At 71.6% G+C, this 26,021-nt stretch carries 22 protein-coding genes; 9 read left to right on the forward strand and 13 right to left on the reverse strand.

Going from position 1 to position 26,021, the window contains the following annotated elements:
- Positions 1 to 22: 22 nt before the first annotated feature.
- Genes V6U86_RS26750 through V6U86_RS26775 form a run of 6 tightly spaced genes read left to right on the forward strand, consistent with a single transcriptional unit; the run spans position 23 to position 9,778 of the window.
- Positions 23 to 1,693 (forward strand): Hsp70 family protein, encoded by a 1,671-nt coding sequence (locus V6U86_RS26750; RefSeq protein WP_334507840.1) that lies wholly within the window; start codon positions 23 to 25, stop codon positions 1,691 to 1,693.
- Positions 1,694 to 1,698: 5 nt separating this feature from the next.
- Positions 1,699 to 4,359: a hypothetical protein gene (locus tag V6U86_RS26755; protein WP_334507842.1), complete on the forward strand. Its 2,661-nt coding sequence runs from the start codon at positions 1,699 to 1,701 to the stop codon at positions 4,357 to 4,359.
- Position 4,360: 1 nt separating this feature from the next.
- Positions 4,361 to 5,551: a hypothetical protein gene (locus V6U86_RS26760; protein WP_334507844.1), complete on the forward strand. Its 1,191-nt coding sequence runs from the start codon at positions 4,361 to 4,363 to the stop codon at positions 5,549 to 5,551.
- The gene (locus V6U86_RS26765) at positions 5,548 to 7,950 is read left to right on the forward strand and encodes a GTPase-associated protein 1-related protein (protein WP_334507846.1); all 2,403 of its coding nucleotides are present in this window, start codon (positions 5,548 to 5,550) and stop codon (positions 7,948 to 7,950) included. Before V6U86_RS26760 ends, V6U86_RS26765 begins: the two co-directional genes overlap by 4 nt.
- Positions 7,951 to 7,953: 3 nt before the next feature.
- Positions 7,954 to 9,513 (forward strand): TRAFAC clade GTPase domain-containing protein, encoded by a 1,560-nt coding sequence (locus tag V6U86_RS26770; RefSeq protein WP_334507848.1) that lies wholly within the window; start codon positions 7,954 to 7,956, stop codon positions 9,511 to 9,513.
- On the forward strand, positions 9,506 to 9,778 hold the full coding sequence (locus V6U86_RS26775; RefSeq protein ID WP_334507850.1) for a hypothetical protein: 273 nt from the start codon (positions 9,506 to 9,508) through the stop codon (positions 9,776 to 9,778). The genes V6U86_RS26770 and V6U86_RS26775 overlap by 8 nt, the downstream gene beginning before the upstream one ends.
- A gap of 2 nt (positions 9,779 to 9,780) precedes the next feature.
- Here V6U86_RS26775 and V6U86_RS26780 read toward each other — a convergent pair whose 3' ends face one another.
- The 8 genes from V6U86_RS26780 to V6U86_RS26815 form a co-directional block, all read right to left on the reverse strand.
- Positions 9,781 to 11,658, reverse strand: a complete 1,878-nt coding sequence (locus tag V6U86_RS26780) for an AAA family ATPase (RefSeq protein ID WP_334507852.1) — start codon at positions 11,656 to 11,658, stop codon at positions 9,781 to 9,783.
- Complete coding sequence (locus V6U86_RS26785) at positions 11,655 to 12,878, reverse strand: hypothetical protein (protein ID WP_334507854.1); 1,224 nt, start codon at positions 12,876 to 12,878, stop codon at positions 11,655 to 11,657. Before V6U86_RS26785 ends, V6U86_RS26780 begins: the two co-directional genes overlap by 4 nt.
- On the reverse strand, positions 12,878 to 13,534 hold the full coding sequence (locus V6U86_RS26790; RefSeq protein ID WP_334507856.1) for a 4Fe-4S single cluster domain-containing protein: 657 nt from the start codon (positions 13,532 to 13,534) through the stop codon (positions 12,878 to 12,880). Before V6U86_RS26790 ends, V6U86_RS26785 begins: the two co-directional genes overlap by 1 nt.
- Entirely contained in the window at positions 13,531 to 14,577 is a 1,047-nt protein-coding gene (locus tag V6U86_RS26795; RefSeq protein WP_334507858.1) for a hypothetical protein, read from the reverse strand. The genes V6U86_RS26790 and V6U86_RS26795 overlap by 4 nt, the downstream gene beginning before the upstream one ends.
- On the reverse strand, positions 14,574 to 15,353 hold the full coding sequence (locus tag V6U86_RS26800; protein ID WP_334507860.1) for a protein phosphatase 2C domain-containing protein: 780 nt from the start codon (positions 15,351 to 15,353) through the stop codon (positions 14,574 to 14,576). The genes V6U86_RS26795 and V6U86_RS26800 overlap by 4 nt, the downstream gene beginning before the upstream one ends.
- A complete protein-coding gene (locus tag V6U86_RS26805) occupies positions 15,350 to 16,105 on the reverse strand; it encodes a vWA domain-containing protein (protein WP_334507862.1) in 756 nt (251 codons plus the stop codon). Before V6U86_RS26805 ends, V6U86_RS26800 begins: the two co-directional genes overlap by 4 nt.
- Positions 16,102 to 16,359, reverse strand: a complete 258-nt coding sequence (locus tag V6U86_RS26810; RefSeq protein ID WP_334507864.1) for a hypothetical protein — start codon at positions 16,357 to 16,359, stop codon at positions 16,102 to 16,104. The genes V6U86_RS26805 and V6U86_RS26810 overlap by 4 nt, the downstream gene beginning before the upstream one ends.
- A gap of 64 nt (positions 16,360 to 16,423) precedes the next feature.
- Positions 16,424 to 17,320, reverse strand: coding sequence for a hypothetical protein (locus tag V6U86_RS26815; RefSeq protein WP_334507866.1), 897 nt, complete (start codon positions 17,318 to 17,320; stop codon positions 16,424 to 16,426).
- Positions 17,321 to 17,942: 622 nt separating this feature from the next.
- Here V6U86_RS26815 and V6U86_RS26820 point away from each other — a divergent pair.
- Entirely contained in the window at positions 17,943 to 19,010 is a 1,068-nt protein-coding gene (locus tag V6U86_RS26820; RefSeq protein WP_334507868.1) for a hypothetical protein, read from the forward strand.
- 484 nt (positions 19,011 to 19,494) lie between these two features.
- The gene (locus tag V6U86_RS26825; protein ID WP_334507870.1) at positions 19,495 to 20,202 is read left to right on the forward strand and encodes a Crp/Fnr family transcriptional regulator; all 708 of its coding nucleotides are present in this window, start codon (positions 19,495 to 19,497) and stop codon (positions 20,200 to 20,202) included.
- 65 nt (positions 20,203 to 20,267) lie between these two features.
- On the opposite strand, the gene V6U86_RS26830 is transcribed toward V6U86_RS26825, so the two are convergent.
- Positions 20,268 to 20,978, reverse strand: a complete 711-nt coding sequence (locus tag V6U86_RS26830) for an alpha/beta fold hydrolase (RefSeq protein WP_334507872.1) — start codon at positions 20,976 to 20,978, stop codon at positions 20,268 to 20,270.
- A 294-nt stretch (positions 20,979 to 21,272) separates the two neighbouring features.
- Here V6U86_RS26830 and V6U86_RS26835 point away from each other — a divergent pair, with 294 nt between their 5' ends.
- Entirely contained in the window at positions 21,273 to 21,881 is a 609-nt protein-coding gene (locus V6U86_RS26835; protein ID WP_334507874.1) for a TetR/AcrR family transcriptional regulator, read from the forward strand.
- 186 nt (positions 21,882 to 22,067) lie between these two features.
- Here V6U86_RS26835 and V6U86_RS26840 read toward each other — a convergent pair whose 3' ends face one another.
- From V6U86_RS26840 to V6U86_RS26855, 4 genes are all read right to left on the reverse strand, one after another.
- Positions 22,068 to 23,507: a dihydrolipoyl dehydrogenase family protein gene (locus V6U86_RS26840; RefSeq protein ID WP_334507876.1), complete on the reverse strand. Its 1,440-nt coding sequence runs from the start codon at positions 23,505 to 23,507 to the stop codon at positions 22,068 to 22,070.
- Between the two features lies 1 nt (position 23,508).
- Entirely contained in the window at positions 23,509 to 24,066 is a 558-nt protein-coding gene (locus V6U86_RS26845; RefSeq protein WP_334507879.1) for a hypothetical protein, read from the reverse strand.
- A 75-nt stretch (positions 24,067 to 24,141) separates the two neighbouring features.
- Positions 24,142 to 24,441: a hypothetical protein gene (locus V6U86_RS26850; protein ID WP_030328301.1), complete on the reverse strand. Its 300-nt coding sequence runs from the start codon at positions 24,439 to 24,441 to the stop codon at positions 24,142 to 24,144.
- 206 nt (positions 24,442 to 24,647) lie between these two features.
- Positions 24,648 to 26,015 (reverse strand): pyridoxal phosphate-dependent decarboxylase family protein, encoded by a 1,368-nt coding sequence (locus V6U86_RS26855; protein WP_334507883.1) that lies wholly within the window; start codon positions 26,013 to 26,015, stop codon positions 24,648 to 24,650.
- Positions 26,016 to 26,021 lie beyond the last annotated feature (6 nt).

The following is a 26,021-nucleotide window of genomic DNA, read 5'->3' on the forward strand; positions in this document are numbered from 1 at the left end:
TCCATCGGCGGACAGGAGCAGGATGTCGGACGAGAACCTGACCTTCTTCGGAATTGACCTGGGTACCACCTACTCGGTGGTGTCGTACATCGACGAGACCGGGCGGCCCGCAGTCGTCCGCAACGTCATCACCAACAACGAGACCACCCCCTCGGTCGTCTACTTCGAGCAGGACACCGGTGAGGTGGTGGTCGGCGAGGCCGCCAAGAACGTGTCCCGGCTCTACCCGTCCCGAGTGGTCGAGCGGGTCAAGCGGAGCATGGGCAAGGAGGCGCAGTGGGAGTTCGACGGGAAGACGTACACCCCTGAGTCGATTTCCGCGCTGATCCTCAAGCAGCTGGCGCAGGACGCCGAGTACTACACCAGCCGCCCGGTCAGCAAGGTCGTGATCACCGTTCCCGCGTACTTCGGTCTGTTGGAGCGCGACGCCACCCGCAACGCCGGCCGGATCGCCGGCCTGGACGTCGTCGAGGTGGTGCCGGAGCCGGTCGCCGCGGCCCTGCAGTACGACCCCGGCAAGGACACCACCCGGACGGTGCTCGTCTACGACCTCGGTGGTGGCACCTTCGACACCACGGTCATCCGTATCGGCGCGGACGCGGTCGAGGTGCTCTGCACCGACGGCGACCAGCAGCTCGGCGGCGCCGACTGGGACGCCCGCCTGGTCCGGTACCTGGTGGACGAGTTCGTCGCCCGCGCGCAGCCGGCCGAGGACCCGGCGCTCGACGAGGAGTTCATGCAGGACCTCGCGCTGACCGCCGAGGAGGTCAAGCGACAGTTGTCGACGGTGACGTCGCGCAAGGTGCCGATGCGCTACGCGGGCGCAGCCGCCTCGGTGGAGGTCAGCCGCGAGACGTTCGAGGAGATCACCGGCGACCTGCTCAACCGGACGATGGTGTACACCGAGCGGACACTGCGCACACTCGGCGAGAAGCTCGGGGTCGACGACCCGGCCGCCGCCATCGACGAGGTGCTGCTCGTCGGCGGGTCCAGCAAGATGCCCGCCGTGGAGCGGCAGCTGGCCGAGAAGTGGGGATGGACGCCACGTCTGCACGACCCGGACCTCGCGGTGGCGAAGGGCGCGGCCCGTTACGCGCTCAGCCGCGCGGTGTGGGCGTGGGAAGGCGAGGATGCCGCACCGACCGACGAGGAAAAGCGTTCCCGGGTCCAGGCGTTGGCGCTGGCGACCGGGGTCGACGAGGAGGCGCTGACCGCCAGCGCCAACAAGCGGATCGTCACGGTGCTGCCGAAGTCGTTCGGGGTCAGGCTCCAGGACACCACGGCGAGCGACTGGGCAACCCAGCCGGACAAGTACTACATCGAGCACCTGGTGCACGCGAACGAGTCGTTACCCATCAAGCAGCGCGAGCTGAGTGCCCGCACGGTGGTCGAGGGCCAGACCGCGATCGAGATCGAGCTCTACGAGCAGGCCGGCGCCGAGGAGAGCCCCGAGCTGTCGGCGAACAAGCCGGTGGACCAGGGCAAGGGCCAGATCAGCAAGATACCCCCGCTGCCCCGGCATTCGCCGATCAGCATCACGATGGATGTCAGTGACGGCGGTGAGCTGAAACTGCACGCGGTCGAGCTGAGCCACGGCAAGGAACTTCTGATCGAGGTGCAGGTCAGCCTGCTCACCGAGGAGGAAGTGCAGGCGGCTCGGGACATCGTCGCGGGGATCACGGTGCGGGGCTGACCACCATGGCGTTCGACCAGCGTGCCTACCTACGCGAGGTGATCGGTCCGCTGCGGGACCGGCCGGGCAATCTGTCGCCCACCGATCTCGCCCGGCACTACGCGGTGACCGCGGAAATGTCCGCGGCCGAGCTGCGCGAGCAGCTGACAGCGGTCCGGCGACTGTGGAACCAGCGCTCAAGCGGCGTCGACTCGGGCGCCCGGGTCTGCGCGCAGTTGTTCAGCCGGGACGAGCAGCTGCGCGCCGAACACGGCGCGGCCATGTTCGAACCGGCCTGGTGGCGGGAACGGATCGAGGAACACGGTCGCGGGGCACGTGCGGAGTCCGAGCGGTTCGCCCGGGATCTGGCGCAGTCGTACGGCGCCCTCGGCCGGATCACCCAGGCGCAACTCAAGGAGATCGCCGGGCACTGGCCGGGCCTGGACGCCGACCAGATCGACCAGGCGGTCCGGCGCGCCGGCCTGGCCGTGGTCGACCCGGTTGAGCTGCCGACCGAGTCGGGCATGGCGCGCACCGCCTACCGTTCGCTGCTGCGGTTACAGGACCTGCTCGGTGCGCCCACAGTGGTCCAGGTGCTGCATCCCGACGGCGCACCTTTCCGGCTGCTCGGCGCGGAGGCGGTACCGCTCGACGCCGCCACCGTGCGGGCCCGGACGGAAGAGGCGAACCGGCTCGCCGACGCCACCGCGGTGCGCAACCGCAAGGAGGCGCTCGGCCTCCTGGAGCGGGCCGCCGCCGACGGCGTGGATCTCCGCCTGGTGGCCCTGTTCCAGGTGGTCGACCGGCTCCGGTCGGGGCGGGCCAGAGGGCTCGCCGACGGGATGCTGGTGCGGATCGCCACCGACGCCGGGCTGGAGCAGTCCGATGCCCGGTCGGTGGTGGCCAATCTGCCCCTCGACACCGGACAGGACGCCAGTCCGGCGGACCGGATCCGCGACCTGGTCGCTGACGGGCAACTGCTCGCGGCCCGCCAGGCCGTCGCGGTGCTGCCCGTGGACGACCCGCACCGGGATGAGCTGCGCGACCAGGTCGACACCCTGCTGGGCGAGGTCGAGTCGCTGCGGCGTGCCGCCGACGAGGCCGGCCACTCGGAGCGCGAGGAAGAGGCGGCCCGGCTGCTCCGGTCGGCGCTGCGGATCGCCGCTGACGACGACGACCTCGTCGATCGGCTCGCCGCGCTCGCGCCGCCGCCCCCACGTGGCCTGGCGGCCCGGGCGACGGAAACCGGCGTTCGGCTGACCTGGACGGCCCCGCCGGGCCAGGTTGCTGAGGTGCGCTACCGGGTCGTCCGGTCCGACCGGCCACCCCAGTCGGCCACTGACGGCGAGACGGTCAGCGAGGGCCCGCTGGCCGAGACGACGGACCCGGCCGCGCCGCCCGCCCGGTCCCTGCACTACGGCGTTTTCGCCAGCCTCGGCGGGGACTGGTCGCGTCCCGCCGCGGTGGTGACGCGCATCGTCCCGCCCGTCACCGCCGTGCGGGTGTCGGTCCGCCCCGGCGAGCTGTCCTGCTCCTGGCGAGCGCACCCGGCCGCCGAGGGCGTCCGGGTGTGCCGCACCCTCGGTCGTCCGCCAGCGTCGGCGGCGGACGGGGAGCCGGTGCCGGCGAGCCGTGCCGGGTTGTCGGACGACACCGGAGACGACGTCACCGACCGGTACTACGGCATCGTCCCGGTCTACCGCGATGAGAACGGCACCGAAGTGGAAGGGCCGTTGGTGGTGGCGCGCGCCGTCCTGCGGGACGCGGCGCCGTCGCACGTGCAGCGGCTGCGCGCCCACGTCACGGCCCTCGACGCCCGGACCGCGACGGCGCACTTCGCCTGGATCACGCCGGTCGGCGGGACCGTGTCGATCCGCCGGTCGGAGTTGCGCCCGACCTGGGCAGCGGGCGCCCGGATCCGTCGCGAGGAGATGGAGGGGTACGGCGAGGCGCTGGTCAGCGACCGGATCGTGCAGGAGGCGGAGACCCTGCTCGAGGTGACCGTGCCAAACGGACGATTCGTGTACGTCCCGTTCACAGTGGACCGTGCGACCGACACCGCCGTGGTGGGTGAGCCTCTCGCGCTCGGGGTGACCGAGCCGGTCCAGCAGCTCATCGCCCGCCGCACGGGTGACGAGGTGAACGTGGCATGGGTGTGGCCGCCCGCGGTCAACCTGGCCGAGGTCACCTTCACTCCGCCACACGGTCCGCCGACGGTGCGGCGACTGACCCGGGGACAGGTCACCGAGTCGGGGTGTCGCCTTCGGGTGGGTCCCGCCGGCGGCCGGGTCTCGGTTCGGACGGTGGAGCGCGGCCCCGGTGGCGAGGCGTACTCCGCCGCCGAGTCGGTGCCGGTGGCCGGGGTACCCGTCGCGTTCGGCTACCGGATCCGGCGCGACGGCGGCCTGTTCAGCCGCAGGCGACTGCTCAGCGTCGACGTCGATCAGGCGTGCGACGGAGTGGAGCTGCTCCTGGTGGCCGCGTCCGGCGTGGCGATGCCGGCCCGACCGGAGCGGGGCACGGTGGTGAGCCGGGTGACCGGGATCTCGCTGCACCCGGACACGCCGTGGCAGCTGCCCTTCACGCTGCCCACCGGGCTGACCAAGCCGTACTGGCTGCGCTGTTTCGTGATCCGACCGCCTGACGCGCGAGTCACCGATCCCATCGACGAAATGAAGGTGTCCTGAGATGACGACCCTCTCCTGCCCGTACTGCTACGGGAAGATCGACCCTCGGGGGCCGTGGTTCCGGTGCACCGGGCGGCGGTCGCCGGGGAAGGAGCCCTGCAAGCCGCAGGAGGACAAGGCGCGCGAGCAGGAACTCGGCATCAAGGAGCTGGTGCTGCCGTCGTTCGCCGGGCCCCGACGCACCCTGCGCCCGGTGGCCGCCGCTCCCTGTCCGCACTGTGGCAGCGAGTCTGCGGTCAAGGTCTGCCCGCACTGCCACAGCCGACTGCCGGCGGCGTTCGGCGAGGGACGAAGCCCGCTGATCGCCATGGCCGGCGCCCGGCGCACCGGCAAGAGCGTGTACCTCAAGGTGCTGGCTCACCAGCTCCGTCGGGGCATGGGGCAGCGGTTCGGTGCCGACGTGCGGCTGGAGGGCGACGGTCAGTTTCGGCCCGCGACTGGGGGCGGTGACTCCCTCGACCCGGCCGGCGCACTGTTCCCGGACGGTGGGCTATACCAGAAGACGGCGCAGGCGCCGGGCGGACGACGTGAACCGATCGTGTTCGCCTGGCGCCAGAACCATCGGGTGAAGGGCTACCAGACGACCTTCTTGTCCTTCTTCGACACTGCCGGGGAGGACTTGTTCGACCAGGAGACGGTCGACAATCTCGGCTACCTCGGCGCGGCCGATGCTCTCATCCTCATCCTTGACCCGTTCACGATCCCGCAGGCGCGGGACCGGATCCGGCTCCCCGAATCGGCCATCGACGCGAGCGCCAACACCATCGACGTGGTAAACCGGGTGACCGAGAATTTGCGGATCAGTCACCGCCTGGGTGGCCGCAGGAACATCCCGATCCCGGTGGCAGTGGTCTTCGCGAAGATCGATGCCTTTTTCGACGTGTTGGGCGCGGACCATCCCCTGGTCCGCCGGCCGGAGCCCGGTCCGCACTACGACGAGCGGGCCGGGCGGGATACTCACGAGCATGTCCGCGCGCTGCTGCACGACTGGGGCGCCGACGACATCGACACCCACCTCATACACAACTATCGCAACTACCGATACTTCGCCGTCTCCTCGCTGGGCACCGAGCCCGACTATGACGCGAACAAGGTCGACGCCCGAGGGGTCCAACCGTTCCGGGTGGACGAGCCGCTGCTGTGGCTGCTCAGCGAGTTCAACGTGGTGCCGCGCCGCCAGGCGGCCCGATGACCGGACACTTCGAGACGTTGGTCTATACGGACTGCCGCCAGGGGCAGGGGTTGAAGGGCAGCGCGGGACTCCAGTTCCAGTCCCGGTCGGCGGACGCCGCCGCGGCGGCGGAGACACTCGTGCGGGACCACCTGCTCTATGAGCCGCCGTCGCGGTGGATGGCCGACCGGCGGCCGGTCGAGCAGTACCCGCCCTCGTTCGCGCACATCAGTTCGAATGGCATCCTGGCCACGGCGACCGGGCTCTACCTCGGCCGGGAGGCCAACGGCACCCGGGAGGGCAACCAGCTGACCCACGCCATCGTCACCACCGATCCGGCCAGTTACGCCGACCTGCGTCCGGCGCAGTTGTTCCAGGCCGGGTTCTGGTCGAGCGCGCCGGCACCGACCACCCAGTCGGATCCGGTGCGCCTCGGCGACGGAGCGGGGAGCGACCACTCCCCCACCCAGGCACAGGCCTTCGTCCTCGATCAGCCACGCGGACGGGAGACGTTGCTGGCGCTGGTCTCCGCGCTCGCCGACGCCGGTCGCCCCGGGCGTCCGCGGGTGCTCTTTGTCGGCGACGACATCGCCTCGATCGTGGGGTGGCTCGTCGCCGGAACCCTCCTGCTGCCGCGCGAGCGGGCGCTGGAGCTGGGCTTCAAGATCTTCTCGACCGACCCGGCGCGCTCGGCCCTGCCGGTCGTCGCGGTCCGGTCGGAGTTCGCCGGCCCGGCCGGCCGGATCGACAACCCGCTCGGCTACGCCGTGTTCGATCTGCATCAGCACCAGCACACGCCGATCGAACCGACCGCGTGGGCCCGCCGGTGGGTCGATCTCTTCCTGACCGAAGACCCCCGGGACGTGGTGGACGCCCTGGGTGTCGCGGCGGCGTCCGGGCTGGCCGGCGACGACGGCCGCGACGAGGCCGCCGCCGCGCTCGGGCTGGCCGCCATCCTGCACCGCCTTCCCGAGCCCCGGCACGCCGAGGCCATCGTGGGGTGGTTGCGCACCGGGCCCGAGGGCTTGCGCCACGCGTACGGCCCCGACGTGGCGGACCTCTTCGCCGAGACACCCGAACGCTGGCCGCAGCGGGTGCTGGTGCTGCTCGACGAGGTCGGCTGTGACGGCCTGGTGCCCGGCCGGGCGGCCGATGTCCGACTCGCCCTGATCATCAGTGAGCTGACGGACGCCCGCCTCCGGGGGGCGGTGACCGACCGTCGGCTACCCCCGCTGCCGGCCGGCGAGTGGCACCCCGACCACAGCGACCAGGCACGGCAGCTCCTCACCGAAGCCCTCACCTCCGGCGTCCCACCGCAGCCGTTCGAGGCGCTGCTGCGGGTGGCGACCCGGTTCGAGGTGGACGTGCGGTGGTCCGACATCGCCGAGGCGGCCGAAGACTTCGTCAGGTATTGGGCGGACCACCCCCGGGACGTGCGGCCCGCCGGGCTCACCTGCCGCGACCGGTTGGAGGAGCGGCTCCAGGCGGTGCTGGAGGCTCGCGCTCGGCGCAGTCCGCAGGACCGGGCGGAGGTCGGCGACGGTTGGTGGCGGTCGCTGCTGCCCCGGCTGAAGACGCTGGACTTCCCGTTGGCGGAGGCGGTGCTCGGCGCAGCGGTGCGCCACGGCGACGAGCGGGACACAGTGGTCAAGCGGTACCTGACCGCGTCCCGGAACGATCCCGATGAATTCTCCTGGGTCGCGGGGGCGCTGTGGAGCCAGTCCTCGCCGACGACCGCGGAGCTGGAACTGGTGCTCGACCTCGCGCCGAAGGGTGCCCGCCTGCCCGACCGGGTCTTCTGGAAGGTCACCGAGGGGGTGACCCGCGCGGCGGTGGCGGACCGGGGTCTCTTCGACCTCTGTCACCGGCTGGTCGTTCCTGGCCTGATGACACCCAGTGCCCGGGTCGCCGCCGCGCTGGCGGAGGACGACGAGCTGACCGACGCCCTCACTGAGCTGCGGCAACGACCCAATGACGGTCGCGGTGCGGTTCTGCTGCGCCGGCTGCGCGACTGCCCGGCACGGCTGATCGAGATGCGGCAGGCCGAGGTGGTCACGGCGATGAGCGGGGTGGTGGCCTTCCTCAGCCTCGACGGTCTCCTCAACCGGCATCCGGGCCTGATGGCGCCCTTCGTCGACCGGCTCGTCGAGGCGTTGACGACGGAGGACGGTGAGGCGCCCGCGGTGCTCGCCTTCTACCTGGCCGCTGGTTCGGGTGCGCCCGCCGCGCAGCGGGTCGCGCGCCTCGAACAGGCGCTCGGACGGTGGCTGACCCGGTCCTCGGGCGGGCAGCTCGAACGGGCCGGTCGGCACTTCGCGCCGCTCAGCAGCGCCTGGCACGAGAGTTGGCAGCGCTACGTCGACGCCTACAGCAGTCGCCGCCGCATGTACCGTCTCTCCCACCCGTTCCGGGACCGGTGAGCCGTGCGACTCCTCGGGCGTCTCCTGCACTTCACGCTCAGCGTCGGTCTGCTGTTCGTCGTCGCCCTGCCGTTGGCCAACCTCGCCGTGCTCGGTGGCCTGGCCGCAGGGGCCGCCGTGGTCCTCGGGGTCGCCGGTGTCGTCCTGGTCGGACGCGCCTCCTGGGTTCGGGTACGCACACCCGACGACGTGCACGGCGGCACCCTGGCGGGGCGGGTGGCACCGGCATTCGTCCGGCGGGACCGGGCCTGGCCGCAGTACTTCGCCGCGCAGGTGCTGCTCGACGCTCGGGCGGTGGTGCAACGCGTGCGGCTGCTCACCCGTGGGGTCTGGGTCGCGCCCTATCGGTGGGCCCGCGCCCACGGACTGAAGTGGTGGTGGCCGTTCTACGCGCCGGTCCTCGCCGCGCAGGCCGGGGTGGCGGTGGGCGTGGTGGCCGCGGTGCTGGGCGCCGGGCTGGTGACCGGCACCGTCTCGGCGGCCGCCTGGCTGGTCGGCGTACCGGTGGTTCTGCTGCTGCGGGGTTTGGACGCGGGCTGGCAGGCGGTGTTCGGCGCGCGGGCGAGCTGCCAACACTGCCATCAGCTCGCGGCGGTCCCGGCGTACCGCTGCCGTGGGCCGCACCCGCCTGGCGACCGGCTGACCGGCGCGGACCTGCACCGGGATCTGCGTCCAGGGCGGCTGGGCGTGCTCTGGCGGCGCTGCGGCTGCGGCGCCCTGCTGCCCACCACCGTGCTGCGCGCCGCGTTCAGCCGCCGGCTGGATGCCTGCTGCCCCGCCTGCACCGAGGCGCTGCTCCCGGGTGCCGGGGTGGTCACCGACGTACGGATGCCAGTGTTCGGGGCCGCCTCGGCGGGCAAGACCCAGCTGATCATGTCGGCCCTGGCGGGCCTGGAGCAGGCCGCGAAGCGGGTCAACGTCGCGGTGGCCCTGCCGGACGAGCACAGCCGGCAACAACACGAGGTGTACGCGCGGCTGATGCGCGAGGGAGCGTCGCCGGCCAAGACCGAGGCGGCCGGCCCGCCGGTGGCCGTCACCCTCCGGTTGACCAAGGGGCCGCGGGTAGCGCTGGTGCACCTCTTCGACGCGGCCGGCGAGAACCTGGTCGACCGCGAGCAGAATGCCCGGCTCGCATACCTCGACCACGCGCGTTCCCTGATCTACGTCCTCGACCCGTTCTCGGTCCGTCGGGTGCGCGACGAGTTCGCCGCTGGGGCGCCGGAGGTCTTCGCGGCCGCGAACCCGGCGACCTACGACCCGGAGGACGCCTACAACGCCACAGTGCAGCGGTTGCAGGAGTTCGGCGTCCCCACCGGCCGACGGCGGCTCGCCTTCGTGGTGTCCAAGGCGGACCTGCTCGAAAAGATGTCCGCCGGTCCCGACGATCCCGCCGGGGTGCGGACCTGGCTGCGGGAGAACGGGCTGAACAACCTCGTGCTGACGGTCGAACGGGACTTCCGGGAGGTGCGCTACTTCCTGGTGTCCGGGCGGGACGCCGGCCCGGACGGCGGGTTCGGGCCGACGAACTGGATCCTCACCAGAGAGTGGAGCGGTCTTGGCTGAGCAGGGGCAGGGAGGGATGCCGCCCGGTCACCGGGCGGCACGGCTGGTGCTTCTCGGCGCGCTGCTGGCCGCGTTCGCCGCCGGCGTCGTGTCGCCCGCCGCGGACGGGTTCACCAGGGGCGCCTGGGAGCAGGCCGGGCAGGTCGTGGCGTATTTCCTGGCGCCGCTGCGGGAGCGGGCCACACCGGTGCCCCCGCCCACGCCGTCACCCACCCCGACCAGTCCGAAACCCAAGCCCAAGCCGACCAAGAGCCGGGCCGGCTGAACTCAGTCGGCCCGGATCACCGTGCCCTGTGGCTGCACCGACAGCCGCAGGGCGGCCTGCCCGGGACTGGCGAAGACGTGCTCGACCAGGGGCTCTCGTACCAGGCGGTCCAGCACGTCACGGATGCTGCGCACCCCCAGCCGCAGCGCCTCTGGCCGGCGCATCACCTCCTGCACCCGGGCAACGATGCTCTGCTCGTCGAGGGTCAGTTGGACCCCTTGCCGGTGGGCGCTGGCGACCAGCTGCGCGAGCAGCTTGCCGACGATCTGATCGACGAACTCCGGCCGCAGGATGTCGAAGACGGTGATGCCGCCGCCGAGGCGGCCGAGCAGCTCCGGCCGGCCCAGGGTGGTGGTGAAGTGGTCGCGTACGGCGCGTTCGAAATGGGCGCTGACCTTCTCGTAGTCGGGCAGCTCACCGCCGTCGAGCCAGCCGTACGTCTCGGCTGCGCCCAGGTTCGAGGTGAAGATGATGACGGTCTCGGAGAAGTAGGCCGTGTTGCCGAGCGCGTCGGTGAGCCGACCGTCGTCGAGCACCTGGAGGAACTTGTCGAACACCGACGCGTGCGCCTTCTCGATCTCGTCGAACAGCAGCACGCTGAACGGGCGCTGGCTCACCCGGTTGGTCAGTTCACCACCGCGTTCGTGGCCGACATATCCAGGCGGCGCGCCGGTGAGCCGCTCCGCGGAGTGCGCCTCGGCGAAGGTGGACATGTCGAAGCGGGCCAGCGCGGTCTCGTCGTCGAAGACGAACTCGCTGAGCGTCCGGGCCAGCTCCGTCTTGCCCACCCCGGTCGGCCCGACGAAGAAGAAGATGCCCTTGGGCCGGGACTCGGCGTTGTGCGGGTCCGCGACGAAGTCGATGCCGACGGTGGCCGAGGTCAGCGCCCGGCGAACCCGGTTGACCGCGACGGGCTGGCCGATGACCCGTTCAGCGGCCATCGGCCCGAACCGGGCGAGCCGGTCGCGGACCCGGCGCCACGGGTCCTGGCGCGGACCGAACAGGGTGCGCTTCATCAGCGTCCGAGGTTCGTCGAGCGGGATCTCCTGCAGGTTGCTCATCCGCCACAGCCCGTCCAGCTCGCTGATCGCCATACCTTCGCTCAGGTTGGCCAGCACCCGCAGGTCCTCCGGGGCCTTCCGGGCGGTGGCCGCCTGGTGGAAGTGGCGGGCCTGCTGGTGCAGGTAGACGTGCCGCTCGTCGAAGGTCGGCAGGGTCGCCTCGACCACCTGCACGTACGGGCGGTCCCGGTAGACCCAGGCCGGCAGGGCGGCGAGGTCGTCGGCGACCAGCACGAGCAGGTTACGCAGCTTGCCGGTCTGGGCGGCCTCGGTCATCGCCTTGGCCATCGTGCCGAGCAGCCGCCGCTCGGCGTCGCCGCCCCGCTCCGGCGGGGAGAGCATCAGGTCGGCCTGGTCGATGAGGAACGCCGACGAGGTGCCGGCCTTCCGCAGGACCCGCCGAATCGCCGCCAGCGAGTCGTACGGGTTGGTCAGAGTCGGCGCGGGCGCGTCCCGCAGCGCGGTGGAGAGCCGGCTCCGCACCGTTCCGGCCCGATCGGTGCCGGAGGGCGGCTCGGCTGCGGAGGGCCGGGCGACGTCCGGCCCGGCCAGCAGTCGGTGGAACTCCCGCTGGTCGTCCACGTTGGCGAAACTGAGCCCGTCGACCGGGTCGAAGTAGCCGGTGAGCTGGTAGCCGAAGATCGATAGTAGGCCGGAGACGGCGGTGCGCAGCGGGTGGAATGAGCGGTCCCAGCGGACCAGGTCGCGCACGTTGCCGTGGATCACGATGTGCCGGCCCCGGGCGATTTCGGCGGTGACCCGTTCCAGCCAGGCCGCCGCCGGTGGTGCGGTGGGCCGGCCCGAGGGCACGCCGGTCACGATCGGCTCCGGTCGTCGTGCGCCGGCCGGCGCAGCGCTTCCACGGCCGGTGGCCGAGGCTGGCCGGGTTTGCCCTCCCAGTGCAGGCCGTCGGTCTCCACCCCCTGGTCGGCCAGCTCGGCGTGGAAGCGTTCGAGTAGTTCCTCGGTCAGGTCACAGCGGGAGATCTCCCCGTCGACCCCGTTCTCCACGACGATGTCGGATCCGGCGGTACGGTACTCCAACCGGTTGCCGTCGGCGTCCCCCGCGTAGACGGTCATCTCCACGGGTGAGCCGTCGGCGCGTTCGGCGACGAAGACCACGGCGTCGGCGCGCTCCGCGAGACTGTCCGGCACGACCCGCAGGCCGGCCGCCGGCAGCGCGGCGCTGGCCGCCTCCACGATCAGGGCCATCCGGTCGAGCTGGTCGAGTCGGCTGTCGGTCGCCGCGGTCACCGCCTCGACCCGATCACGCAGGCCGGCGACGCGCCGCTCCCATCGGTCGACGTTGCCGCTGGCCGCCTCCTGGCGCAGCGCGGTCAGCTCGGCGCGCAGCGCGGATTCCTCGCCCACCGCTAGGCCCGCCGCCGCCGCGTCGGCCAGCACGTCGACCAGCTGGGAGGAGAGCTCGTCGGTCTGCGTGGCGAGGCGCAGCAGGTGTGCCTGCCGGTCGCGGACCGTCTCCAGGTGTGCGCCGACCGCCTCGCCGAGCCGCTGGTGCAGGTCGGCGAAGCCTCGCGCGTCCCCCGCGCGCCGCCTGGTCTCGTCCACCAGCGCTGCGATGCTGCGGTGTCCCACCGGGTCGAACTGTGCCCCGTCGGTCAGCCCACGCAGCGGCGCGACGGCCAGTTCGACCGCCCGGCCCTGCTCCTGGCGGGTCAGTTCCCGGGACACCGCGACGGTAAGTTCGTCGGCACGTCGTTCGGAGCCCCGCAGCTCCCGGCCGATCCGGCTCAGCCCGGCCTCGTCGGTGGGACGGCGCAGGCCGGCGACCTGGTCGGCCGCCGCAGTCACCTGGGCATGCTGGGGCAACCCACGCGACGTGTCCACCAGTTCGCCCAGTCGCGCGGCCAGCGCGTCACGACGTACGTCGGCGGCCCGGATGCCGGCGGCGAGACGTCGCTGGCGGTGCTCCTCCCGCCGCCGCCGGCGTTCCTCCTCGCGCCGGCGCCGGGCGGCCGCCAACTGTTCACGGCGGGCGTTGTCGAACGCGACGGTCGTGTACTTCGGACTGCCGGACATCATCGGCCTCCCTCGTCGGCGGGTCTGGTGGGCGTGCACGGCGCGATCTCGACGCCCTGAGCTCGCATGGCGGTCTCGAATCCGGCGCGGAAGTCGGGCACCGGAGGGACACCGACCCACTGGACGCCGCCCTCAGCCAGCTGCAGCTCGATGCCGGCGGACGTGTCCTGCGCCGACGGCGTGTGCCGGTCGGTGAGGAAGTGCAGCCGCTGGTTCGTCGAGCCACGCCAGAGCAGGTCGGCGTGCCGTGCGGCCACGTACGGGCCGTCCACCAGGATGTCGAGCTGGTCCAGGAGCCGGAGCTGATCGGCGTCGTGGCGCCGACGCAGGTGTTCGATGGTCCACCCGCTGAACGACATCACCGACCAGTCGCGGTCGGCGCGAATCCGCTCGACGAGCGCGCTGAGCCCGGCCGCCTGGGCCATCGGCTCGCCACCGGAGAAGGTCACCCCGGTGATGTCGGACGGCAGACCGCCCAGCCACTCGGCGAGGTCGTCGATGGTGCGGGTGACCCCTCCTGCGAAGGGTAGGTCCTCTGGCGCGACGCAGCCGGGACAGCGCAACGGACATCCTCGTACCCAGATCACCGCGCGCAGACCTGGCCCGAGCACGGCGGTCCGGTCGGCGACCCGGCTGATCTGGATGGTCGTGGTCATCGTCGCTTCCCGGGAAAGGGGTCGGGTGCACCGGCGGCCATCATCCGGCACCAGGGGCAGTCACGGTGCTCGCGCGAAAACACGTGGGTCGGCCTCGCGGAACAGCCGACGAGCTGGTTCCGCAGGTACGCCAGCGCGGCAGCCCACGACTGCGGGCCGGGCCGCACGGCTGGCGCGTCGTACCCGACATCGAGGGCCTCGCTGAGCCGGCGGAGCAGCACGGCCGGCAGCGCCTGCGGCGGTACCGCGGTGACCGGTGACCGGACGTCCGCCCCGAGCAGCCGGCAACAGCGGAGCCGGACGTTGTCGACCTCCTCGACCGGACCGGTCGCCCCTGGCCGCACCCCGCCGTAGGGGTGGAAACCGAGGCAGACCAGTTGGGCGGTCAGCACGGCCAGCGCCCAGTTGTCACTGGGCGCCTCCCGCCGCTGGCCCGAACGTCCGAGGTCCTCGGGTGCGGTGTACTCCGGACGCGAGAACGGGCACGCCAGGTCCTTCCCGGTCGTCCGGTCGTGCAACTGCCAACCGTCGACGTCGATGAGGCAGACGCCGCCGCCGGCGGAGACGAATATGTTGGCGGGCGCCAGGTCGCCGATCAGGTGCCCACGCGCGTGCACGGACTGGACGAGCCGGGCCAGATCCTCCGCCAGGGCCAGCCACCAGGCCCAGGTGACGCCGGGCAGCATCCGGGCCCGGACGGTGGGGTTGAACAGCAGCGGCAGCGGCGCGAACCGGGGTGGCGCGAGCAGCGGGGCGGCGTAGCCGAGGAGCCGCCCGTCGACACGCCGGTGCACGGCGGCGGTCGGCCAGGCCACCACGGGCCGCCCCGACCGCACGGTCCAGCCGGTCGGTTCGGCGAGCATGACCCGGGTACGGGCGGCCAACTCCTCCGGGTCAGCGCGGTGCAGGACCTTCACCACGGTGTCCGCCCGCTGCCGCAGCCGAAAGACCTGCCCCTGCGACCCGACCGAGCCGATCGGCGTGCCGAGGGTGTCGGCCGTCTGCTGGCCCTGCGGGCCGGTCAGCCACACGTCGAGGCTCATCGGGGCACCGCCAGCAGGAGGGTTCGATCGTCGTCGGTGAGGGCGCCGACCCGCCGACCGCTGAGCAGCCGGACGAGCGCCGACGGGTCGGTCTCGGCGCCCTCGACGAGCGTGAACAGCTGTGCGAAGACCGCCGCGCCCGGTTGGCGGGCTCGGCTGCCGTCGTACTCGACGAGGAGGCTGTCGAGACCGTCGGTGCAGACGGCGAGCCCGGTGAGATCGGGCAGTCGGGCGACGAGCCGACGAGCCTGCTTCCCGGCGCGGGCGTTGGGCAGGAGCGTCGTCGCGCCGGGGTGCCGGTCGGCACCGCCGGGTGGGGCGAGCAGCAGATCGAGGTTGCCGTCGGCGGCCCGGACCACCACGAGGCCGTCGCCCACGGCGAGTACGGCCACCCACGGCGGGCGGGCGACCACGACGGTCACGGTGGTGCCCAGGTCGTCCGGCTCGAACTCACCGACGGCTCGGGCCAGCGCTCGCGACGCCCGGCGGAACCGGCGGAACAGCCGCTCCCCCGCCAGGTCGAGCCACCCGGACCAGGCGGCGGCGGAGGTCGGTGGCTGGTCGCCGAGGAGCGGGACGAGTATCTGCACGGCCAGGGTGACGACCAGGGACGCGCCGGTTGCGGCGCAGCGGCGGCTGCCCGCACCGTCGGCCGTCACCAGCAGCAAGCTGCCGTCGACCTCGTGGACCGCGTACGCGTCCTGGCCGCTGACCCCGGCCCGGACGTGCGCTCCGCCCGCGGCGCTGCCGCCCAGGACCGACCATCGCGTCGTCATCGAAGGTCGTCTCCGTACACCTGGCTGCGCACCCGCTCGAAGTCGACGTGGTCGGAGGTGGCCACCAGGATCAGGTCGAGCAGTTTGCGCAGGTCGAGGTCGTCCAGCGGGAAGTAACCGCTCGGGGTGGCGAGGGCCCGCATGACCTCGTCGTCCACCCCGGGCACGCCGAACGCGAACAGTTGCAGGCGCCGCGTCGAGCGCCACTGCTCCAACCGCCGGGCGAGAGGCCGCCAGTCGTCGGTGGGGTTACCTTCCTCGTCGGTGGGCGCACCGTCGCTGACCAGGATCAGCCGGGGCCCGCCGGTCTGTTGGGCGTGCACCGTCTGAACGTGCTGGCGGCGCTGCTCGACGAGGGTGAGGGCCAGGTCCACCGCCGCCACCATCGGCGAGGCGCCTCCCGCGACCAGGGTCGGTAACTCCAGCCGCGACGCCGGTACGAAGGCACCGTCGTCCTCGGCCGACGGCGTTCCGTTGCCGGAGACCACACCCACCCCGCCCGCGCCGAAGGTGATCACCAGGAACTCAACGTCCCGGAGTGGTCCGCGGCCTTCCGCACGCACACTGGGCAGCCACCGGGCGAGCTCACGGTTGAGCGCGTCGATCGCGCGTACGCCATTGTTCTGGGTGGCCGCCATCGACCAGGAGGTGTCGATCAGGAGCGCCACGAAGCGACGTCGGTGGGTGTCGGTGATGAACGGGATCTCGTCCGGCTCATCGCTGTCCTCCTCGAACAGCGCGAAGGGGTTCATGTGTCCACCACCGCCTCTGCCAGCCAGCGCCCGTCCGGATCAGGCCGCCGACGGACACGGGCACCGGCCGCCGGTGGTGGCCCGTCACCGACCCACCAGGCCGCGACGATGACCCCGCCGGTCTCGACGAGCCCGCGCGGCTGCAACGTCGCGTGCACAGTGCCCAGCTCGGGGTCGGGTCGCGGCGACGACCGCCGGACGAGGTGTCGGCCCCAGAACCTGCCGGCCCGAAGCCGGGCGGAAAAGCTCGCCACGTTCTGATCTGACGGACCGCCGTGAAGACGGGCCGCCGTGGCGCACGAGACGCGGCCGAACGGCTCAGGTGTGCGGACCATCGGCGAAGGTCCACGCGATCCCGTACGCGTAGCCCTGCTGCAACCCGTCGAAGACCGACGTCACCTCGCCGACGGCGTCGGGTCGCAGCCGGTCCGGGCCTGGAGTCCGTTCGTCCACCGCGCGGGGCGGGACGCCGTTGAGCCGCCAGGCCGTTGCCGGCCCACCGTCCGTCGGGAACCGCAGCCGGACGGTGCAGTGCGCGCACGGCGCCAGCGGCTGGAAGACGTAGTGCTCCCGCATCGGTTGGCCCTCGGGAAGCCGGTAGTGCAGGCAGAGGTCGTGCCGCTCGCCCGGTTCCAGCGTCCTCGGCAGGGCGAGGGTGAGCCGGACGTACTGGCCCGAGTTGTGCCGGGTCAGCTGGCGGATCCGTGCGCCGAACAGCACATCGGCGTGCACGCCGTGCTCGCGATCATCGTCGTCGGGTTGGCGCGGCAGGCTGAACTGCACGGTCAGCTCGTCGATCGGGCGGATGGCCACGACGCTGCGCGTCTCGTAGAGCTCCGGTGTCGACGTGTCGAGCCGGAGCAGCGCGTTCATCGCGCGCAGGTGCCAGCCGGGGCCGGTGTCGGTCGAACCGGTGGGGATTGCCGGTTCAGCGGCGCGGACCAGCCGGGCGACTGCCTCGTCGATCCGGCGACGGGCGGTGCGCTGCTGGACCGACAGCTCACGGGCGAGTTGGTCGGTGCGGCGGTCCAGCCGGAGATAGGCGTGGGCGGGATCGAGGCCGTACGCGAGGACGACGGCCCGGCGCAGGTCACCGGGCAGGTCGGTGGAGAGGGCGAGCAGGGTGGCGCGCACCTTCGCCCGTACCGCTGCTTCCGAGTCGGCCGGCGAGACGCCGCAGAGGGCGGCCAGCCGCGGCCCCAGCCGGCGGTGCAACGGGCTGCTGTGTAGGCCCGGACCCCGGCGAAGGTCCAGCAACTCCTGTCGGAGCCCGTCGGCGGCATGGGTGTCGTTCCCGGGACGCAGGGCCCTCTCCTCTTCTCTTGGTGGTCCGTCAGGACCGTGCGGAGGTTACCGGTACTTCAGCGGGCCCGTGGTCCTGTCGTGCGCCGGGCATCCCGCCTACGACCATTATCTGGCCACGAAAAAGGCCACCTTCTGGCCAGTGTCGATGCCTCCTGCGCACGAGGATGGACGCGTCCCCTCGCCGCCTCAGAGAACAAGGAATCGATCCCCGTCATGCGGGTGAAGACAATGGATGGTCATAGCACATCTCGATCCAGGTGCCGAGCCCCCGATCGGCCGAGCCGCGAACGGGCGTCGGTCGCCCTGACGGCCGTGTCCGGGCCGACGGGAGGGCGGACGCAACTCGGCGGATTCGTCACCGATGTGCGACGAACCGCCTCTTCGGTGAGTGAGGGCTCGCCTTCCCGGCCTAACCGCCACATTGTTGTTGACAGGTGCCGGAATCTTCCCGGACGCAATATGCAGCGCGCAGGCGACGCGACGCATTCGGCATTCTGGAGGGGGCGTGATGACGAACGTGGATGATCCGAGCGTGCGAAGCCCCTCGGGTGGGGCCGTCGAATCGTCGACGCCCTGGTCGGCACCGCGCACGGCACGGAAGCCCGACGTCCGTCTCGCCGTGGACGAGCTACGCGACCTGGCCCGCCGCGGGGAGTTGGCGAACGCTGTGGCGTCCGCGACGCCCGAGGTCCGCGCCTGGCTCAGCGGCGCCGCGTACACGATCGTCTGGCCGATCGTCTTCGCCCGGGTGACCCGCCCCATGGAGCGCCGGCGAGGGCACTGGGTCTGCGCGAACTCGGTGGAGCAGCTTGCCGACGACTGCCTCGACCGCCACCACGACGACGTCGAGTCCGTCGTGTTCGACCTGCTGACCAACGCCAAGGTGCCGATCGTCGACGTCGAGCGGTGGTCGTCGGCCCGGCTCACCGCGGCCACCGTGGACGGTCACCGCCGTCGGCGTGGTCAGCGGGGCGCGTTGCAACGGCCCCGGATTCCGGCGTGGCTCGCCGCGGAACTCGGCGGTGATCAGTGGCTGATCGAACTGGCCGTGCAGATCCTCACCTGGGTCGGCGTGCCCACCACCGCCGGGACGCAGGTGTGGCCACTGGACAGTTGGGCGCTCCGACGGGAGGTCGCCACCGGGGACCTGACCGGCAGCGACAGCCCGACGCTGTCCGTGGAGATCGAGCGGGTGCTCGCCGCAATGCGGCGGCGGCCCCAGTGGTACGCGGACTACGTGGAGCGGCCGCTCGGCCACAAGTACGCCCCCGTGCTCGCCGTCGCCGCCGACGGGGCGGGTCCCCGACCATTGGTCGTGATCGGCTCGCACGAGCGGGACGAGGCCCAGCTCACCGATCTCGCCGCCGCCGCGGTGGAGCTGATCAGCCAGCGTCTCCGCTGCGGCGCGGACCCGGCCGACGCGGTGGTGGAAGTGCTCGGCGTCGTCTTCGGCTCTGGCACCGACAGCGAGCGGATGGACCGTACGCCGGGCAGTGTGCCGGCACCGGAGGAACGGCTGTCAGTCGTGCTCGCCGACGACCGGGCCCTCCGGCGGATCGTCGACGAGGTGCTCCGTATCGTCGCCGACGGCGGCAAGTGACAACATTTTCCGTACCCGGTGCGCAGCCGCGTCCGCGAGGGCGGCCGGGTCGGCTCCGGCCGCGGCGGCGGCTCGCCACGCCTCGCCGAACTCCAGTTCCAAGAGCCGTCGGAGGCGGGCCCGTTGCTCGGGCGACAGCCCTCCGGGCGGCGGCTCCCCGGGCGGCGGCGGATTGCTCATGGCTCCACCACCGCCCGAAGGCGCGCGGGCGACGGGTCGCAGGTAGCCATATCCCCTCCGATCGGTGCCACACCGCCCTGCGGGTCATCTGTCAAACATCTGACGGACAGACGGATGAGTCGGTGGCCCGGCGGGCCACCGACTCATCATTCGGGGCAGCGGAACGACTGTCATCGGTGGGATTCCACGTCAACTCCCCTCGGCAGGTGGCAGATCCGGGCCTCTGCGGGTATTGCATCCCAGCCCGGTGAGCGGTATTCCGGGGAAGGACGGGATCTCGTCCGCCCCCTGAGGAGGCCCGGTCATGGCTGCCGCACCGCTGGACGTCGACGCTGTCTGGGCGGAGGGATCGTTCCTGGACCGGATTGCTCCCGCCGACCGCACGGAGCTGCTGGCCCTCGGCGTGACCCGTACGGTGTCGCCTGGCCGGCGCCTACTGACCGAAGGAGCTCGGGACACCCACGTCGAGGTGATCCGGCGCGGCTTTGTGAAGATCACGACGAGCACGGACGGCGCGGACCGGCTGCTGGCCATCCGCCTACCCGGCGATCTCGTGGGAGAGTTCGCGGCGATCAGCGGTCAGGGTCGTTCCGCGACCGTGACCACCTGCGGGGTGGTGGTGTGCACCGTCATCCGGCAGGTGGATTTCCTCCGCTTCCTCGACCGTCGTCCCGCGGTCGCCGCGCAGGTCACCGCGACTGTCGGTCAGCGCCTGCGGTGGGCGAACGAGCGCCGGGCAGAGTTCGCCGCCTTTCCGGTGCACGTACGGCTGGCCCGGGTGCTGGCCGAGATCGCGGCGAGCTGCGGATGGACCAACAACGACGAACTCGTCATCGGCGTGGAGTTGAACCACGCGGAGCTCGCCACCCTGGTCGGCGCCGCGACGGACACCACCCAACGGGCGCTGCGCACGCTCCGCGCGAAGCGGCTGATCCGCACCGGGTACCGGCGCATCGCGGTGCTGGACCTGGCCGGTCTGCGCGCCATCGCCGCTCACAGCGAGCTGCGGTGACGCCGGCCGATCGAACGATTCGGGGCCACTTTCCTGGCTGACCCTGGCGGGCCGGCTGCGAGGACCTAGCTCGTGGTGGCCCGGGCGGCGGTGTCGATGAGGTCTGCGACCGGGCCGGGCTGCGAGACTGCCACAGCGTGGGAAGCGGCGATCTCCACTGTCGTGGACCCCGCCCTCTGGGCGAGGAAGCGCTGCAGGTCCGGCGGAATGCCCTTGTCCTGCGTGGTGATCAGGGTCCACGTGGGGATCGTCTTCCAGGCGGCCTTGGTCGCAGCCTCCTCCTGGGCGCCCGCCGAGGCGGGCCGCTGCGTTGCCGCCATGATTTCGGCGGTGCCGCGGTCGACGTCGGCGGCGAACACCTCGGGGAACTTGTCCTGCAGGATGTACTGATCCATGGTCATGCCGCCCCCGTCGGCGGGGACCGGCACCATCTTGATGCTCGAGGCGAGCGCGCTTCCGGAGTACTTGCTGAGCAACCCGATCACACTCTCGCCCACGTCCGGGCTCACGCTGGCGACGTACACCAGAGCCTTGACGTTGGAGGCGCCATCCGCGGCCTCGGTCATGACCAGCCCACCGTAGGAATGGGCGGCCATCACGACCGGTCCGGGCAAGCTGTCCAGAAGAGCCCGAACGTAAGCGGCGTCCTTTTGCACACCGCGCAACGGGTTGGCAACGGCAATGACCGGGTAACCTCGGCGCTTGAGGTTGGCAATCACCCCATTCCAACTCGACGAGCCGGCAAATGCCCCGTGGACCAGCACGATCGTCGGCATTCCTGCCTCTTGGGCAGAGCTGTCTGGAGCAGAGCTCATCTGGGATTCCTCTCGAAATTCCTCGCCGCTCGCGGCATCTGGCACGTAGGCCGAATCGACGAGGACGGTCGACGGGCATCTCCCCGGCAGCGCGCATCCGCCCGCAATCCCGGACCGGGTGGGTTACAGCTTCCAGAATCCAGCACTGTCAGGCCGCTGGCGCCGAGATCGAGAAAACTGAGTGGGCCATCAGACTCAGGTACGGGCCACCCGTCGCGCAGCTCGACCGAACGTTCTATTCGCTAAGATGGTCAGATGACGCGCGACGAACCCGACGCCCGGCCCTCTGAGGCGCGACTCAGGCTTCTCCGCACGGCGACGAGGATCTTCTACACGGAGGGCATTCACTCCGTTGGCGTCGACCGGATCATCGCCGAGGCCAAGGTGACCAGGGCCACTTTCTATCGGCACTTCCCCAGCAAGGACGACCTCATCCTGGCCTACCTGCGTGAGGTGCACCAGATGGATCGCGAAATGGTGGAAGAGGCCCTCGCCGCCAACCGTTCGCCGGTCGATCCCCTACTGGCCATCGCCGGTTCCATCGCGCAGAACATCCAGTCCCCCGGGTTTCGCGGGTGCGCGTTCCTGAACGCCGCAGCGGAATATCCCGACACGAACCATCCCGTGCACCAAGAGCTCCTCACCCACCGGCAATGGTTCCTGGACACCATCACCATGCTCATGGCGCAGGTCCACCAAGAAACGGCGGGTCCCGCAGCGCGTCACTTCATCATGCTCCGGGACGGCGCCATGGCGGCCGGATGCCTTTCCGACCCCACGCTGGTGTCCGAGACCTTCCTGCGCGGTGTCGAAGGGCTCGTCAGGATCAACTCGGAGCGTCAGTCGGCAGAGTCGGCACGTTAGCCCGCAGGGCGGCCGCCCCGAGCCTGTGCCGAATGGTGGTGAGCCCGACCTCAGCCAGGCACCAGCGACCAGCCGCGCCGGATCTCGCACCTCGACCGCACGTGCACGGAAGTGTCCAAGATTCGGCGTTGCTGGTCGCTCGGCGGTGCTCGGCCGGCCAGGGCACACACGGCCGACCGGCTCAGGTCAGCGGCCGTACGCCTCCAGCAGGCGCAGCCAGACCTCGCTGACGGTCGGGTACGCGGGCACGGCGTGCCACAGCCGCTCCAGTGGGACCTCGCCGACGATGGCGATCGTCGCGGCGTGGAGCAGTTCCGCGACGTCCGGGCCGACCACTGTGAAGCCGACGATCACTTGTCGGTCCTCGTCCACGACCATCCGGGCGTGCCCCTGGTAGCCGTCGGCGTGCAGCGCGGACCCGGCGACGGCGGCCAGGTCGTAGTCGACGACCCGGACCCGCAGACCGACGGCCTCGGCGGCGGCTGCGGTCAGCCCCACCGACGCGACCTCCGGGTCGGTGAAGACGACCTGCGGCACGGCGCGCGCGTCGGCGGTGGCGACGTGCCGACCCCATGGGCGGTCGTCCACCGCTTCGCCCCTGGCCCGCGCCACGATGACGTCGCCCACCGCGCGAGCCTGGTACTTGCCCTGGTGGGTCAGCAGCACACGCCGGTTGACGTCCCCGGCCGCGTAGAGCCATCCGTCGCCGATCAACGCCCCGGCACCGTCGACCACCCGCAGGGTGTCGTCGACAGTGAGCCAGGCGCCGGGGTTCAGGCCGATCCGGTCGAGGCCGACGTCGTGTGTGTTCGGCGTACGGCCGATCGCGACGAGGACTTCGTCGGCGTCGACCTGTTCGCCGTCGGTGAGCGTGATGTGCACCGTGCCGTCGCCGTCGCGGCTCACCGACGTGGCCTCGGCGCCGAGACGGACCGACACGCCAGCTTCCCGCAGGGACCGCGTGACCCGCTCACCGACGAACGGCTCCGCCGGCGTGAGCACTCCGTCCCGGGCGAGCACCGTCACCGTCGATCCGAGACCCGCGTACGCGGTCGCCATCTCCGCGGCCACCACGCCACCACCGATGATGGCGAGTCGGCCGGGGACCTGGCTCGCGGCGGCTGCCTCCCGGCTGGTCCACGGTGTCGCCTCGCTCAGACCGGCGGTGTCCGGCAGCAGTGCGCTACTTCCGGTCGCGATGACGACCGCGTGTCGGGCGGTGAGCGAGGTCAGGGCGCCGTCCGCGCCGGTCACCTCGACGGTCCGCTCGGAGCTGATGCGTCCCTGGCCCCGGTGCAGCACGATCCCCGCTGTCGTCAGCCAGGACACCTGTCCGTCGTCCTTCCAGTGCGAGGCGAAGGAGTCCCGGCGGCGCAGCACGGCCGCCGCGTCCAGTTCGCCGGTCACCGCCTCGCGCGCCCCGGGCAGCTGGCGAGCCGCCCGGAGCGCGGTCTGGCTGCGCAGCAACGCCTTGGTCGGCATGCAGGCCCAGTACGAGCACTCACCACCTACCAGTTCCCGCTCGACGATCGCTGCGGTCAGGCCGCCCTGCACGACGCGGTCGGCGACGTTCTCCCCCACCGGACCCGCGCCGATGACAACGACGTCGTAGGTGGCGTTCTGCACGTCAGTTTCCCTTCGCGGTGCGGCCGAGGCGGATGGCCGCGATGAGGAAGAAGATCGCACCGGGGATGGCGTAACCGATCGCGTTGGTCAGCGCCGGATTGTCAGCGGCAGCGGCCGCGACGAACGATCCGCCGGCGAGTACGGAGAGGCCACCACTGATGATCATTGGCCACTGGCCACCCATCTTGCGGCGGGTGACGCCCACGATCAGTTGCACCAGCCCGGCCACGACCGCCCAGGCACCCCAGACGCGCAGGACCGCCGGGACGCCGGACGTGCCGGCGATGCCCAGTCCCACCGCGGCGAGAAGGCTGATCGCGACGTTCACGTACAACAGGGTGGGCGATCCGGTGGCCCGCGACGCGCGGACGTCGACGATGGCGGCGGCCACGTCGAACAGCGGGTAGAGCACGAGCAGCGTGGCGGTGAGCGGGTTGAGGTGCTTCGCGAGTGGGAACGTCACGGCAGCCCAGACGATTGCGAAGGCGAAGCGACCGAAGTACAGCCGCCGCAAGGCAGCGGCCGTCGTCGAGATGCCGGGAGCGGCAACGGTGGTCATGGTCATCCTCTCGGTGTTTCCAGGGCGAACGGACGCCCAGCGGGGTGCAGACCACCGCCGGGACGGGTGGCGGGGCTATTCGACGTCTGAGAACAGCCCGGTGATCTCCACCTGAGCGCCCTGGAGCCCACCGAAGACGGCGCCGGCAGCGGGTGTCGCGACTGCGGCGGAGGCGTCCTCGTAGCTGGCGAAGTAGAGGTCGAGCGTCCGGTACGCGGGAGTGGGCGTGCCGTCCTCCTTCGGCCATACCTTGGCCGACTCGACCCGCTGAAGCTTCGGGAAGGTCTCCGCGGCCCGGCGCACGTCGGCGTAGACCTTCTCGAACTCGTCGGGGTTGGCGGGATTGCCGATGATCAGGGTGATCTTGGTAGGCATGGGGCTCTCCTTCGGCACAACCAGCTGAACGCTGGGTGGAACGAACGTTCTGTCTTTGAGAACCGTACCGAGCCGGATCCTCATCGTCAAGACCGATCGTTCTATCTGCCGCTGCAAAAGCGTGCGAAGCGCGGGTGGCGCTCGCCACTACAGGTGAAGGAAGCGCCGATTCGACAGGAAAGCGCGCCGCGTGCCCCGCCGGTCGGTTAGCTCGCGAGACGGGTGATCGCGGCGATCGACCGGTCCACGTCCGCTTCGGTCGTTGCGGCATTGGACACGCAGATCCGCATCAGCCGCCGTCCTCGCCACGTTGTTCCACTCATCCAGCAGGTGCCGTCAGCCTGGACCGCGGCCACCACCCGGTCGGTGCGCGCGTCGTCGCCGAAGCCGACCAGCACCTGGTTGAGGACGACCTCGTTCGCGACCTCGAAGCCGGCCGCGGTGAGGCCGGCGGCGAATCGGCGAGCCAGTTCGCAGCAGCGCTCGACCAGTGCGGCGACGCCGAGGCTGCCCAGTTCGCGTAGTCCGGCCCAGACGGCGAACCCACGAGCCCGTCGTGAGGACTCCGCGGTCAGGTCAGCTCCGGCTGGCACCCCGCCCGAACCGACCAGGTACGCGGCGCTGTAGGACATCGCCGCGGCGTGCACATCGGGCCGGGCGCAGAACGCGAACGCCGAATCGTACGGAAGATTGAGCCACTTGTGACCGTCGCAGGCCCACGAGTCGGCCAACTCCAGCCCGTCCACCAGGTGCCGGGTGGCGGGGCTGGCCGCCGCCCACAGCCCGAATGCCCCGTCCACGTGCACCCAGCCGCCGTGCCGGCGTACCAGCTCGCAGGCCTCGCGGAGTTGGTCGCAGGCACCGGTGTTCACGTTTCCGGCTTGTAGGCACACGATGGTGGGACCAGACGAACCGGCCCGCAGCGCCTCCCGCAACGATTCGAGGTCGATGGCACCGTTCGGCTCGGCGGACACCGGGCGCACCGCGTCGGTCCCGAGGCCGAGCAGCCGTAGCGACCGGTCGATGGTCCCGTGCCGCTCCTGACCAGCGATCACCCGGATCGGTGGCGCCCCGAGCAGCCCGCGCCGTTCCACGTCCCAGCCCGCATCGGCCAGTACCTGGTGCCGGGCGGCGGCGAGCCCGGCGGTGTTGGCCGCCTGGGCACCGGTGACGAAACCGACCGACGCCGACGCAGGAATACCCAGCAACTCCTTCAACCAGTCACCTGCGGCGGCTTCGGCCGCGACAGCGGCCGGCGATGTCACAGCGTTGGTCGCGAGCTGGTCCCAACCAGCTGCCACGATGTCCGCCGCGGTCGCCGCCGGCAACGCGCCACCGACCACGAACCCGAAGTACCGCGGGCCGGCGCTGGCCACCAGCCCCGGCTCGGCCGCAGCGATCAGGTCGGCGAGCACCTGCTCCGGCGGGCACGACGCGGAGGGCAGTGGGCCGGAGAAGGCATCGGTCAGCGCCACCTGGTCGACGGGAACTCCGACCTGACGCTCCGACAGCGACGTTCGATAGTAAGCCGCATGCTCGGCGGCCGAGCGGAACAGGTGCCCGAGGTCTTCCATCGAGCC

It is taken from the genome of Micromonospora sp. CPCC 205558 (genome assembly GCF_036902955.1).
In the GTDB taxonomy this organism is placed as follows: Bacteria; Actinomycetota; Actinomycetes; order Mycobacteriales; family Micromonosporaceae; genus Micromonospora.

Excerpts from the sequence above, each read along its gene's own strand:
- V6U86_RS26835 (WP_334507874.1), top strand. The coding sequence starts at position 21,273 with ATGACGCGCGACGAACCCGACGCCCGGCCCTCTGAGGCGCGACTCAGG.
- V6U86_RS26785 (WP_334507854.1), bottom strand. The coding sequence starts at position 12,878 with ATGTCCGGCAGTCCGAAGTACACGACCGTCGCGTTCGACAACGCCCGC.
- V6U86_RS26805 (WP_334507862.1), bottom strand. The coding sequence starts at position 16,105 with ATGAACCCCTTCGCGCTGTTCGAGGAGGACAGCGATGAGCCGGACGAG.
- V6U86_RS26850 (WP_030328301.1), bottom strand. The coding sequence starts at position 24,441 with ATGCCTACCAAGATCACCCTGATCATCGGCAATCCCGCCAACCCCGAC.
- V6U86_RS26795 (WP_334507858.1), bottom strand. The coding sequence starts at position 14,577 with ATGAGCCTCGACGTGTGGCTGACCGGCCCGCAGGGCCAGCAGACGGCC.
- V6U86_RS26830 (WP_334507872.1), bottom strand. The coding sequence starts at position 20,978 with ATGCCGACGATCGTGCTGGTCCACGGGGCATTTGCCGGCTCGTCGAGT.
- V6U86_RS26750 (WP_334507840.1), top strand. The coding sequence starts at position 23 with ATGTCGGACGAGAACCTGACCTTCTTCGGAATTGACCTGGGTACCACC.
- V6U86_RS26800 (WP_334507860.1), bottom strand. The coding sequence starts at position 15,353 with ATGACGACGCGATGGTCGGTCCTGGGCGGCAGCGCCGCGGGCGGAGCG.
- V6U86_RS26755 (WP_334507842.1), top strand. The coding sequence starts at position 1,699 with ATGGCGTTCGACCAGCGTGCCTACCTACGCGAGGTGATCGGTCCGCTG.
- V6U86_RS26760 (WP_334507844.1), top strand. The coding sequence starts at position 4,361 with ATGACGACCCTCTCCTGCCCGTACTGCTACGGGAAGATCGACCCTCGG.
- V6U86_RS26825 (WP_334507870.1), top strand. The coding sequence starts at position 19,495 with ATGGCTGCCGCACCGCTGGACGTCGACGCTGTCTGGGCGGAGGGATCG.
- V6U86_RS26765 (WP_334507846.1), top strand. The coding sequence starts at position 5,548 with ATGACCGGACACTTCGAGACGTTGGTCTATACGGACTGCCGCCAGGGG.
- V6U86_RS26855 (WP_334507883.1), bottom strand. The coding sequence starts at position 26,015 with ATGGAAGACCTCGGGCACCTGTTCCGCTCGGCCGCCGAGCATGCGGCT.
- V6U86_RS26790 (WP_334507856.1), bottom strand. The coding sequence starts at position 13,534 with ATGACCACGACCATCCAGATCAGCCGGGTCGCCGACCGGACCGCCGTG.
- V6U86_RS26845 (WP_334507879.1), bottom strand. The coding sequence starts at position 24,066 with ATGACCACCGTTGCCGCTCCCGGCATCTCGACGACGGCCGCTGCCTTG.